The sequence below is a fragment of the Streptomyces sp. TE5632 genome (assembly GCF_054061295.1).
Genome location: NZ_JBSSEA010000003.1, coordinates 5,109,461 through 5,121,427, shown reverse-complemented (window position 1 = coordinate 5,121,427; position 11,967 = coordinate 5,109,461). Strand labels below are relative to the sequence as shown.

The 11,967-nt window shown below is 69.9% G+C and carries 9 protein-coding genes and 1 pseudogene; 5 read left to right on the top strand and 5 right to left on the bottom strand.

Features of this window, described 5'->3' with window-relative positions:
• The 4 genes from ACVW19_RS28570 (at nucleotide 1) to ACVW19_RS28555 (ending at nucleotide 4,405) form a co-directional block, all read left to right on the top strand.
• Nucleotides 1-135, top strand: a complete 135-nt coding sequence (locus ACVW19_RS28570) for a hypothetical protein (RefSeq protein WP_388919312.1) — start codon at nucleotides 1-3, stop codon at nucleotides 133-135.
• 320 nt (nucleotides 136-455) lie between these two features.
• Nucleotides 456-1,148, top strand: coding sequence for a response regulator transcription factor (locus tag ACVW19_RS28565; protein ID WP_055570514.1), 693 nt, complete (start codon nucleotides 456-458; stop codon nucleotides 1,146-1,148).
• Entirely contained in the window at nucleotides 1,145-2,596 is a 1,452-nt protein-coding gene (locus ACVW19_RS28560; protein WP_457462944.1) for a HAMP domain-containing sensor histidine kinase, read from the top strand. Before ACVW19_RS28565 ends, ACVW19_RS28560 begins: the two co-directional genes overlap by 4 nt.
• Before the next feature lie 228 nt (nucleotides 2,597-2,824).
• Nucleotides 2,825-4,405 (top strand): ISL3 family transposase, encoded by a 1,581-nt coding sequence (locus tag ACVW19_RS28555; RefSeq protein WP_457462942.1) that lies wholly within the window; start codon nucleotides 2,825-2,827, stop codon nucleotides 4,403-4,405.
• Between the two features lie 187 nt (nucleotides 4,406-4,592).
• Here ACVW19_RS28555 and ACVW19_RS28550 read toward each other — a convergent pair whose 3' ends face one another.
• Entirely contained in the window at nucleotides 4,593-6,728 is a 2,136-nt protein-coding gene (locus tag ACVW19_RS28550) for an MMPL family transporter (RefSeq protein ID WP_457462940.1), read from the bottom strand.
• Nucleotides 6,729-7,093: 365 nt separating this feature from the next.
• Between ACVW19_RS28550 and ACVW19_RS28545 the strand changes: the two genes are divergently transcribed.
• Nucleotides 7,094-7,612, top strand: a complete 519-nt coding sequence (locus tag ACVW19_RS28545; protein WP_457462938.1) for a hypothetical protein — start codon at nucleotides 7,094-7,096, stop codon at nucleotides 7,610-7,612.
• Nucleotides 7,613-7,715: 103 nt separating this feature from the next.
• Here the strand turns inward: ACVW19_RS28545 and ACVW19_RS28540 are convergent, their stop codons facing one another.
• The 4 genes and pseudogenes from ACVW19_RS28540 to ACVW19_RS28525 all read right to left on the bottom strand — a co-directional run bounded on the left by ACVW19_RS28540 (nucleotide 7,716) and on the right by ACVW19_RS28525 (nucleotide 11,962).
• Nucleotides 7,716-8,027: a hypothetical protein gene (locus ACVW19_RS28540; protein WP_457462936.1), complete on the bottom strand. Its 312-nt coding sequence runs from the start codon at nucleotides 8,025-8,027 to the stop codon at nucleotides 7,716-7,718.
• A gap of 512 nt (nucleotides 8,028-8,539) precedes the next feature.
• A pseudogene (locus ACVW19_RS28535) lies at nucleotides 8,540-9,442 on the bottom strand (ATP-binding protein); the annotation flags it as partial.
• Between the two features lie 32 nt (nucleotides 9,443-9,474).
• Nucleotides 9,475-10,691, bottom strand: a protein-coding gene (locus tag ACVW19_RS28530; protein WP_457464819.1) for an IS3 family transposase whose coding sequence is annotated in 2 segments (ribosomal slippage) — nucleotides 9,475-10,376 and nucleotides 10,376-10,691 — 1,218 coding nt in all. Because the reading frame shifts where the segments join, the coding sequence is not laid out codon by codon here.
• Between the two features lie 137 nt (nucleotides 10,692-10,828).
• Nucleotides 10,829-11,962 (bottom strand): IS630 family transposase, encoded by a 1,134-nt coding sequence (locus ACVW19_RS28525; protein ID WP_457457982.1) that lies wholly within the window; start codon nucleotides 11,960-11,962, stop codon nucleotides 10,829-10,831.
• Nucleotides 11,963-11,967 lie beyond the last annotated feature (5 nt).

Here is an 11,967-nt window from a genome sequence, read left to right as displayed (position 1 = left end):
ATGCTCACCACAGCCGAGCGTGAGGAGCTTGCCGCCCTTCGCAAGGAGAACGCCCAGCTCAAGCGTGCGAATGGAGTCCTGCGGACGGCCTCCGCTTTTTTCGCGGCCCAGCTCGACCCGACCCGGCCCAGGTGACGGCGCTCGTTGACGAGCACCCGCACCTGGGGGTCGAGCCCGTACTCCGGGAACTGGCCTCCAGAGCGGCCTGCATCAGGTGCTGAGTGATCGCGGGCAGCAGACCGTCCTCACCGACCAGCCTCAGCCCGCCGCACGTCCAGCAGGATCAGGCTCAGCCCGTCCACTGACTCCTGCGTTCTCCTCATGTCCGCACCGTCCGCAGCCGCACCGCCGGAGGCAAGCACCGCCAGCAGATGAGCGCGGGGTTCTAATCCTGGTCTCAGGTTGATCGGGGACGATGAGCGGCAAAGGCATCGACTGGAAGGGGGCGGGCCGGCGTGCGGATCATGATCGCGGATGATGAAGCGGCCATCCGTGAGTCGCTGGAGCGGGTGCTCCAGGTCGAGGGTTACGACACCAGCACCGTCGCCAACGGTTTCGCCGTGCTCGACGGGGTTGGTGGGGCCGACGGTGACACGCTGGATCTGCTGATCCTCGACGTGATGATGCCCCGCCTCGGCGGGTTGGAGACCTGCCGGCGGTTGCGGGCCGCGGGTCGGGATCTGCCGGTGCTGATGCTGACCGCCCGTGACCAGGTCTCCGACCGGGTCACGGGGCTGGACGCGGGCGCCGACGACTACCTGCCCAAGCCGTTCGCCACCGAGGAGTTGCTGGCCCGGGTGCGGGCCCTGCTGCGTCGGCGCACACCGACCGACGGGGAGTCGCAGGTCCTGTCGTTCGCCGACGTCCGCCTTGATCCCGACAGGTTCGAGGCGTGGCGGGGCGGGCGGCCGCTGCGCCTGACCCGGACCGAGTTCTCCCTCCTGCAGGTCCTCATGCGCAACGCGACCCGGGTCTTGACCCGCGACGCGCTGTTCGAGGCGATCTGGGGCTTCGACATGAGCGCCACCGCCAACAACCTCCAGGTATACGTGAGCTACCTGCGCCGCAAGATGGAGGCCGAGGGTGAGCCGCGATTGATCTACACGCTGCGCGGCCTGGGATACACGTTGCGGGAGACTCCTCCGTGAGCAGGCCCGCCGGCCGGGAAGCGCGCCGGCTGACCCGATGGTGGCGCCGGAGGTCCCTGCGGACCAGGCTGACGGTGATCGCGGCGACGGCCATCGCGGTCAGCGTTTTCGTGGCCTTCCAGGTGGCCAGCGAGCTACTGGACTGGGAGCTGCGGGACACCGCCGAGAATCAGCTACGCGCCGACTCCCGCGTCCTGGCGACGAACGCGCAGCGCGCCGGTCTGGCGCAGGTCCAGCTACCGCCGTATCCCGGATCCGGTCGGCTGGTGCGGGTCATCCTGCCCGACGGCTCGCCCCGGACGCCGGCCGGCCAACCCGCGCTGCCCCCTGTCAGCGAGCACGCCGGGCGCGTGGTGCAGGGCACGTCGGCCGACCTGATGGAGTCGAACGACAGCGACGACGAGGGCTACCTCATCTACACGCTGCGGGCGGGCGACGGCGCGGTTCAGGTGGCCCGCGTCGCCGACGACAGCCCGATCAACCGGTTCGGGTTCGGCATGCTGCTGATCGGGCTGTTCTGCGTGGCCGGCGGTGCCCTTGTCGGGCGGACCGTGGCGCGGACCGGGCTGGCACCGATCGACCGGCTGACCGCCGCCGCGGTACGTGTCGCGCACACCCGGGATCTCGACGCCGACATCCCGGACGAGGGCGGTGGAGAGATCCGGCGACTGATCCAGTCGATCAACGACATGCTCGCCGCGCTCCGGAACTCCCGGCGGGCCCAGCAGCTGCTCGCCGAGGACGCTGCCCACGAGCTCAAGACCCCGCTCACCAGCCTGCGCCTCAACGTCGAGCTGCTGATCCGGCTCGATCGGCGCGGCACCCTGGACAGCGCACTGCCGGCGGAGAGCCGGACCCGGCTGCTCAACGATCTCGGCGCCCAGGTGGCCGAGTTGAGCACCCTTTCCGCCGAGCTGACCGACCTGGCGCGCGGTGACGTCAGCGACGAGAACACCGAGCTGCTCGACCTCGCCGACGTGGTGGTGGCCGCCGCGACCCGGGCGCGTTCCCGCGTGCCCGACATCGAGGTCGGTCTCGAAGTGACCTCCGTGTGGGTGAGCGGGCGTCCCGCTGCGCTCCAGCGGGCGGTGCTCAACCTGATCGACAACGCTGGCAAGTGGTCCCCCGCGGACCAGCCGGTCCAGGTCCGGCTCCGTGCCGAGGGCGCGTCGGCGGTGCTCGAGGTCGACGACGCCGGACCGGGCATCGACGCCGCCGACGTACCGCGGGTGTTCGACCGGTTCTACCGTGCCGACAGTGCCCGGGCGTTGCCGGGATCCGGCCTGGGGCTGTCGATCGTGCAGCGGGTCGTCGACGCCCACGGCGGCCGGGCCACCGTCGCCCGCTCCGCACGCGGTGGCGCGCTGCTTCGGGTCGACCTTCCGGCCGCGGCCTCGCCCGACCCGATCGCGCGGCTCACCGCCGGGGAGGACACCGCGGTGCGCTGACCCGCCCCTGCGGCGCGGCGCAGGACAAGGGACGGTGGCCCTCGGGCATGGCCCCGCGCGGCTCACCCTCGGGGCAGGACACCGCGATGCGCCGACCCCAGCTGTCGGCGTACAAGCGAACGTGGCCCTGGCAAGATTTCCGTGAAGCTGGGGTGTGCCACCGTGCGCCGGTGACGCTCCGTCACGGGTAGCGGCACTGTCAGCGAGTGTGATGACTTCGTACGGATCATGTCTCCGCACCTCGGTGCGGTGCGGGTGGAACGAGTGTGGGTGGCGGGCGGTGTGGTCCGCATCGCGGCCTGTACCCGCGAGTTGACGGTGGCGTGTCCGGACTGCGGTCGCGGTTCTGCGCGGGTGCACAGTCGCTATTGCCGCACGCTGGCCGATGTCGCTGTCGGTGGGCGCCCGGTGCTGATCGCGCTGTCGGTGCGGCGGTTGTTCTGTGACAGTTCGGGCTGCGGTCGGCGGACGTTTGCCGAGCAGGTCGAGGGGCTGACGGCGCGCTACCAGCGCCGCAGCCCGCTGCTGCAGCACCTGGTGGAGATGGCCGGGGTGCTACTCGCCGGCCGCGGCGGCGCCCGGCTCCTGCAGATCCTGAAGGCGCCGCTGTCGCGGACAAGCGTGTTGTTCCACTTGATGCGCTTGCCGCTTCCGCCGGCAGCGACCCCGCGGGTGCTGGGCGTGGACGACTTCGCGCTGTACGCGGACGTCTACGGAACCCTGCTGGTGGATGCCGACACCCGGTTGCCGATCGAGCTGTGGGCCGGGCGCGACGCCGAGCAGCTGGCCGCCTGGCTGCGGACGCACCCCGGTGTGGAGGTGGTCTGCCGGGACGGCTCGCTGGTCTACCGCCAAGGCATCACCGACGGCGCCCCGGACGCGGTGCAGGTCAGCGACCGCTTCCACCTGTGGCAGGGGCTGTCGAAGCGGATCGGGGATGTCGCCGCCGCCCACCGCGGCTGCCTACCTGCCGCAGTTCCCGAGCCCGAACCGGCACCGCCACCAGCGAACCCGGCGGGACCGTCCGACCAGGCCGACACCCCAGCGCGCCGCCACGCGAAGCGGCTGTTCGAGGCGGTGCACGCGGTGACCGACACCGGTCGCTCGCTCAACGCCGCAGCCCGCGAGCTGGGCTTGAACCGGCGCACCGTGCGCAAATACGCCCGAGCAGCCACCTGGCAGGAATGTGTACGAACCACCCGGCCCCGCCGACCCACCAGTCTCGACCCGTACCTGGAGTACCTGCGGCAGCGCTGGGAAGAAGGCGAGCACACCGCAACGGTGCTGCACCAGGAGCTCATCGCCAAGGGCTACCGCGGCCACTACCAGCGGATCAAGATGGCCGTCGCGCCGCTGCGTCGCGGCCTACCGATCAACTCGCCACGCGAGCGGCCGCCCTCGCCCCGGGAAGTCGCCCGCTGGATCACCACCGCGCCATCCCGGCGCGGCCTGCACACCGCCGAGGGACTCAGGCGGCTGCTCGAGCACTGCCCGGAACTGGACCGCACCCACGATCTGGTGCGTCAGTTCGCCGCCATGCTCGACGCCCGCGACGCCGCCCCGCTGCCGGACTGGCTCGAGCAACTCACGACCGCCCGCCTCCCGGCCCTGGCCAGCCTTGCCAAAGCCATCCGCGAGGACCAGCCCGCAGTCGTGCAGGGCATCGCCACCCCGTTCAACTCCGGCGTCAACGAAGGCCGCATCACCGATCTGAAGCTCCAGAAGCGGATCATGGCCGGACGCGCGGGGGTCCCGCTGCTCCGCCACCGCGTCATCCTCATGGCCCTGCTCCGACGCCGCTACCCGTGACGGGACGTCACCGGTGCACGGTGGCACACCCCAGCTTCACGGAAATCTTGCCAGGGCCACGCTCAGGTGTACGCCGACACCAGCCCCGGCGCGTGGCGCAGGGCCAAAGGGCGGTGACCGTCGGGCCCATGAAAAGACCCGGGACGGGCCTGCGTCCCCGTCCCGGATCTCGTCCGTGCCACCGCGCTCACCGTTGCAGCGCGGGCTCCTCGTCGTCGGCGAGCGGGTGTTGACCGTCCGGCAGCTCCGCCGCTGGACGGGACAGCCGGCTCGGCCACCACATCCGCCGGCCGATCAGCAGGGTGAGGGCGGGCACCAGGACCGACCGCACCAGCAGAGCGTCGAGCAGCACTCCGAAGGCGACCAGGAACCCGACCTCGATCAGCATCACCAGCGGAAGTGTGGCGAGGACCGCGAACGTTGCCGCCAGGACCAGGCCTGCCGAGGTGATGACGCCACCGGTAGCGGAGAGGGCTTTGAGCATGCCCTCTCTGGTCCCGAGGCGCACGGTCTCCTCCCGGGCCCGGCTGGCCAGGAATATGTTGTAGTCCACGCCGAGCGCCACCAGGAACAGGAATGCCAGCAGCGGCACCGAAGAGTCGACGCCCTTGAACCCGAGGATCGTGTCGAAGACGAACACGCTGCCGCCGAAGGCCGCGGCGAATGAGACGATCACGGTGGCCATCAGGACCAGCGGGGCCAGGATCGCGCGCAGCAGCAGCCCGAGGACGATCAGGACGGCCGCGAGCACCAGCGGGATCACCAGCTTCTCGTCGCGCTTGGTGGTCACCTCGGTGTCGAGGTTCTCCGCACTCGGCCCGCCGACGATCGCCTCCGCCCCGCTCACCGCGTGTACGGCGGTGCGCACCCGCTTGATCGTGTCGTGCTCTGCGACGGTGTCCGGCGCGTCCTTCGGGAACACGGAGATGTTGGCCCAGCCACCGCTGGTCTGCTCCGGGACGGCCAGGGCCACACCGCGAGTGTCCTTGACGATGTCGAGCACCCGCTCCTGGTGCGCCGGCCGCGTGAAGATCGTCATCGGCTGGCCGCCGAGCTCCGGGAAGTGCTGGCGGAGAACGGTGAAGCCGGTGACCGACTCCGGCGCTGACAGGAACTGGTCCTGCTCCCGCAGGTTGCCGGTGTTGCCCGCCAGCCCGATGGCGAGCACGCCGAGGACTCCGAGCGAGCCGAGTGTCGCCACCCACCGGCGGCGGCTGATGACGGTGCCGAGCCGTCCCCACAGCCCCGGCTTCTCCTCCACGGCCGTGCTGAATCGCGGGATGGCCGGCCAGAAGATCCGCCTGCCGAGCACCACGAGCACCGCCGGGAACAGCGTCAGCATGGCCACCAGCGCGCACAGGATGCCGGCCGCGCCGATCGGCCCCAACCCGCTGGTGCTGTTCAGGTCCGCGACGAGCAGGCAGAGCAGGCCGGCGATCACGGTGGCCGCGGACGCGACGATGGCCGGCGCCGCGGAGCGCAGCGCGTGGACCATCGCGACCCGGACATTCTCGTGGTGGTGCAGTGCCTCCCGATATCGAGCGATGAGCAACAGCGCGTAGTCCGTGCCGACGCCGAATACCAGGATCGTCAGCAGCGCCGAGTTCTGGTCGTTGACCACGATGCCGAAGCCCTTGACGAGCAGGTAGACGGTCGCCATCGAGGTCAGTGCGGCCGCGCCCACGGCCACCAGCGGGATGATCCACAACACCGGGCTGCGGTAGGTGAGGATGAGCAGGAGCGTGACGACGGCAATGGTGGTGAGGAGGACCTGCACGTCGATGCCGTCGAAGACGGCATCCATGTCGCCGTCGATCGCGCCCGGGCCGGTCACGTCGAGTTCCAGGCCGGCGGGGCGGTCCTTCGCGGCGTCACGCAGCGGGCCGACGATGTCCTCCGGTGCGCCGTAGGTCGTGCTCACCTCGAGGTTGAACATCATCGCCTTACCGTCGGTGGAGGGGCTCGTCGGTGGGCCCTCGTCGTCGCCGCCGGCCGGTGCCGCCACCTTCGGCGGGTACCGCTTGGCAAGGGTGTTGTAGTGGCGCTCGACCGTCGCGCGGTCGGCGTCGGTCATGCCGCCGGCGCGGTGGTACACGAAGACGAACGTGTTGTCGTCACCGTCGGGGAGACTGTCCTCCAGTACCGCGACCTTGGTGGACTCGGCGCTGGCCGGCAGGGTGTCCGCGGCACTGTCGGTGGTGACCGAACTCAACTTTCCGCTCAGCGGCACCATGAACGCCGCCAGCACCAACCACAAGCCGATCACCATCCACGGCACCCACCGGCCTGCCAACCGGCCGGCCGGCGCTTCGTTGACTACCATCACTAGCCTCCTGCATACGGGTTACATCGCTTGTCCGCTGGCCTACTTCCTAATGAGCGAACCTGAGACGACCGTTAGAGCCTGTGAAGTAGCCGGCGTCCGTTGTAGAGGGTGACGTTGATCATCGATGTCTTGTGGGTGGGTGTGTCGCGGTGAATCGTCCGCGCCGCTATCCGTCGGACACCTCGGATACCGAGTGGGAGATCACCGCGCCGTACATCCCGGTCAGAGGCACTCGGGCAGGTGCACTGCGCCGCCAGGGTGCCATGGCCTGCGTCAAGTGCGGAGCGGACGCCGCTCTTGACCGTCTGGTGTAGACGCCATCCGCCTTCCGAACGTGGCCGGTTGGTTCGGGGTGGGTAAGCATGAACTCCGGTCAGGGTCGGCAGAAATGGGCGTGGTTCGTCCGCTCGTCCGGCTCGTGGAGGTGGCTGGTGCCGTCGGTGCTCGGTCTGCTGGAGGCCCGGGAGAAAAGGGTCCGGGAAGAGATCGCGGGGTTGCGGGAGGAGGCCGAGCGGGTGCAGGCCGCGCTCGGGGAGGCGGAACGCTCGCTTCAGCGGCTGGTGGATGCCCGGGCGACGGTGGCCGAGGTGCTGGCCGAGCCGTCTTCGGCAGTAGCGGAGCCGGAGCGGGGCGCGATGGCGGGTTCGCCGGTGCCGCACCGGAGTGAAGGCATGTCGGCGTCGGTGCTCGCGGCGGACTACCAGCGGATCATGTCGGTGCTGGAGTCGGCGGGCCGGGAGGGGATGCGCTGCCAGCAGCTGGCCGTGGCCCTGGGCCTTCAGGCAGTCCCGGCGAAGGTCGAAGGAGTGCGGTCGAAGGCGAAACGCCTGGTGGAGCGGTCGACGCCTGGACCACCCGCACCCACCTCCTGCTCGACCTGACCAGCGACGACGAAGGCGGCGACTGGATCGAGGGCGCCGACGACTCCCTGGCCGCCCTCACCGGCGTCCGCGACGAACTCGCCACCGGCGACCTGCGCCCCCTCTACCTCGCCTGGCTCTCCGCGCTCGCCGCCTGGGAACTCGAGGACGACGAAGAGGAGTACCAGACCTGCCCGGAGCCGCCCGTCCCGGCCGGGCTCGGCGAACTGACCGCCCCGCAGCGCGCGCTCGCGGACTTCCTGCGCGTGGACGACGACCTGCTGACCGTCGCGGCCCAGGCCAGTCCCGTCGCGCCCAGGAAACCGGCCAGGCCCACGAAGAAGGAACTCGCCCCGCTGATCGCCGCAATGCCCCAGAGGGAGAAGGACGCTCTGCTGCTGCGGCTCGCCCTCGGCCCGGAACCCGGGCTGCGCACCGAACTCCTGCACCGCCTGCACGGCGCCGACGCACCCACCACGGTCCCCGGGCGCCGCTCCGCCGCCCAACTCCTGGACGCCGCCCACACACGGCGCGCCGCCGGCAGCGCGCCGAACACGAACGGACCACCGCCCGCGCAGCGCCTGACCGCCCTCGTGGGCGAGGCCGAATCAGCCTGGCAGAAGATCGAGGCGCACATCGCCACCAAGAAGACCAGCGCCTACGACCAGGCCGTCACCCTCCTCAGCGCATCCACGCCGGACTCCCACGGGGCTCTGTCGTTGGCCTCTTCTGCAAGTCTCTGGTGGACAGGGCACAGCACGACATCGACCGCGCAGTCACCGGCGATCTCAACGAGCGCTGACGACCCGGCTGACTGTTCATCATTATCGGCTCGCCGCGGCCGTCGTGAACCGGCTGCGGCTGACACGCAGCGACGCGCCACTGCCGTGCACGGGCACTCCCACTGCGCCGCTGGGCCCGCCGGTGACATCGCAACAGGACTGGGAGCTACCCGAACCCGACTCCGTATAGAGTCGCCAGGTCAACCAGGAGCAGATCGTCACGGTCGGCCGCGGACTCGATCAGGTCCGGGTGGAAGCCGTGCAGGGAGAACAGGGCCAGGGTGGTGCCCGTGGTGTCGTGGCCCTGGTCGGTGAGCAGGGCGCGGATGCGCTCCAGGCGCTGCAGGTCTCCGGTGCCACGGCGGGCGGCGGTGGCCTTGGCCTCGCCGAGGAGGGCGATCCGGGCACGGGGGGCCTGCGGGCGCTCGCCCAGGGCCAGGGCGATGACATCGACCTCGTGTTTGGTGCGGGCCGCCGGGTCGGCCACCTCGGTGGTGCCGACCGGGCCGGGCAGGCCACCGGGAAGCAGGGTGTGGGCGTAGCGGCGGGTGAAGGCGCGGGCGAGGTCCTCGAAGTGCGGGCCGAGGATCTTGGAGTTGAAGGTCGGCGCGGCGGCCTGCCACGCCTCTTCGGCGAAGCCCTGCTCGACGGTGGCCGCCTGCGGCAGGGTGATCAGCTGGTTGAAGCGGATGACGGGGTCGGTCAGGGTGATGACCGGGTGGCGGGGGCGCAGGATGTCCTGCTCGCGCTGGATGTAGCCGGTGGACTCCAGGACGTCGAGCGGGTGGGTGACGGCGTTGCGCTGCCGTTCCAGAGCTGCGCCGATCTTGGTGGGGGTGGTGGCGCCCCGGGCGATCGCGGTGAGGATGTCGTAGTAGAGGGTGTGCTGGGTGATCCGCGGATCCTCGCGCAGCAGATACTCCGTCTCGGTGCGCGAGTACACTGCCCGCCCCGGGTCCAGAAGCGTCCGCGCCAGCCAGGCGGCGAAGCCGTCGCTCGGGTGCGGGCGGGCCGCCACCGGCTGGTAACCGGGAGCGCCACCGAGGACGGCGTGCACCTGCAGGGCGGTGGGGGCTTCCCCTGAAGCGTGGACACCGTTTGCTATGCGGCAGCGGCCAGCGTAACTGATCGCTGTTCAAAGGCGATCGGGCTGATGTAGCCGAGCCCTGAGTGCCTGCGTCTGGTGTTGTAGCGGGTGACCCACCGGAACACCGCGAGACGGGCCTCCCGTGCCCCTGACCAGCGTTTCTTTCCCTGCAAGGTCTCCCTTTTCAAGGTTGCGTTGAAGCTCTCTGCGGCGGCGTTGTCGGCGCTGGTGCCGACCGCGCCGCGCGAGCGGGTCACGCCGAGCCGACGGCACACCTTCGCGAACTCCTTCGACGCGTACTGCGCCCCGTTGTCGCTGTGGAAGATCGCCCCGTGAAGGCTGCCGCCACGGGTGCGGGCGGCGGCTTCGAGGGCGTCGGTGACCAGCCCGGTGCGCATGTGGTCGGCGATCGACCAGCCCACGAGCCGTCTGGAATGCAGGTCCAACACCGTTGCGAGATAGAGGAATTGACCGTCCCCGATGGGGAGATACGTGATGTCACCGACGTATTTGGTGTTCGGCTCGCTCGCGGTGAAGTTGCGTTGCAGCAGGTCCGGCACCGGGGATGCTTCCGGCTCGGGCACCGTGGTGCGGACCTTCTTGCGCAGGTGCACGCCCTGGACGCCGATCCGGCGCATCACCCGCTCGACGCGCTTGTGGTTGACGTCTATCCCGGCGGCCTTCAGCTCGGCCGTGACGCGCGGGATCCCGTACGTGCCGTCGGACTCCTTGTGGATCTCCCGGATCCGCCTCGCCAGCCGGGCATCGGACCGCGCCCGCTCGATGCGGGCCGGGGCGCCCTTCAGCCACCGGTAGAACCCGGACCGGGAGACCTCCAGAACCCGGCACAGCCGCTTGACGCCGAACGCGCCGCGATGATCCTCGACGAACTGGAAACGGCTCACCAGTTGGTCTCGCCGGCGAAATACTTCGCGGCCCTCCGCAGGATCTCCCGCTCCGTCTCCAGCTCCCTGATCCGGGCCCTGAGCTGCTTGTTCTCTTCCTTCAGCACATCGTCGGAGGCTACCTCGGCAGCCTGTGCCGTCCGCGGCGAGCCGCCGGCCCCCGCCGCGCGGCCCTGCCGGGCCCGCGCGGCCCGTACCCAGTTCCGCAGCGTCTCCCGGCTGATCCCCAGATCCTTGCCGACGCCCTCGAACGTGTTCTTCGGGTCCGACAGGTACAGCGCGACAGCGTCCGCCTTGAACTCCGCCGAGTACACCTTCATCACCATCTGTGACATCTCTTCCTCTGGACCCTCAAGGTCCAGTGTCCAAGGTGTCCACGCTCAGGGGGAAAGCCCCGGTCAGCGGGTCGTCGATCTGCCAGAACTCACGGCTGGCCCGGTAGTCGAAAGCTCCTAGTGCCGCATCAAGCAACGTTCGCCCTGTCGACGACGACGCGTAGGCGCTGGTCGTCGGCGTGGCGGTTTCGCCAGATGATGTAGCGGCGGATCATGCTGCCCTGTTCCTTGTGGTCGGCGTGGTCGGTGCCGTCGAGGGTGAAGTAGCGCAGGGCCGTGAACTGGGCCTCGATGCGGTTGAGCCAGGAGGAGTTGGTCGGGGTGTAGGCGATCTCGACGTTGTTCGCAGCCGCCCAGGTGCCGACCCGCTGGCACCTCTTCGTGGTCAGATGCGGGGAAAAGTTGTCGCAGACGATCGCGATCCGCACCGTCGGAGGGTGGAGGCTGCGCAGGTAGCGGCAGAACTCCAGGAACTGCGTCCGCTTCTTGACCGGTTTGATGTGGCCGTAGAGCTTGTCCCTGGACAGGTCCAGGGCGGCGAACAGGTGCCGCACTCCGCCGTAGCGGTTGTAGGTCGCCCGCCGCCTGCGGCGTGGTTCACGGGCGGGGTCTTTGTGCCTGCCGCCGCGCTCGGCCCATTGCCGGCCCGGGTGGGGCATCAGGTTGAGCGGTCCGAACTCATCGAGGCAGAAAATGACTTCAGGCTCGCCGTCCTCGGGTATGACCTCGCCGTCGGCGATCGCGTAGAGGTGTTCGACGCGTGCCTTCTTGGCCGCGTAGTCCGGATCGCGGGAGGTCTTCCAGGTCTTCAGGCGTTGAAACGAGACGCCTTCCTCGCGGAGCAGGATGCGCAGGCCCTCGTGGCTGATGTCGTCGACCACCCCCTCGGCAACCAGGAAGTCCGCCAGCTTTGTCAGGCTCCAGGTGGAGAACGGTAGGTCGTGCTCGGTCGGCTTCGACTTCGCGATCTTCTTGATCTCGCGCCGCTCGGGCAGCGTGAACGTCTTGGGGCGGCCGCCCTTGTACTTCGGATACAGCGACTCGAAGCCGTCGGCGTTGAAGTTGTGGATCACGTCCCGGACCCGGTCATCGCTGGTGAACGACACCTCGGCGATCTTCGCCACCGGCATGCCCTGCGCGGACAGCAGCACCATCTGGGCCCGCCGCCAGGTCACCACCGACCCCGTGCCACGGCGGATGATCCGCAGCAGCCGTCGGCCCTCGTCATCGTCGATCTCGCGTACATGTACTCGTTCAGCCACCCCGA

Bases quoted from the DNA above. Each gene is read 5' to 3' on its own strand.
- ACVW19_RS28550 (WP_457462940.1), bottom strand. From the start codon at position 6,728: ATGGTAGTCAACGAAGCGCCGGCCGGCCGGTTGGCAGGCCGGTGGGTG.
- ACVW19_RS28570 (WP_388919312.1), top strand. From the start codon at position 1: ATGCTCACCACAGCCGAGCGTGAGGAGCTTGCCGCCCTTCGCAAGGAG.
- ACVW19_RS28545 (WP_457462938.1), top strand. From the start codon at position 7,094: ATGAACTCCGGTCAGGGTCGGCAGAAATGGGCGTGGTTCGTCCGCTCG.
- ACVW19_RS28555 (WP_457462942.1), top strand. From the start codon at position 2,825: ATGTCTCCGCACCTCGGTGCGGTGCGGGTGGAACGAGTGTGGGTGGCG.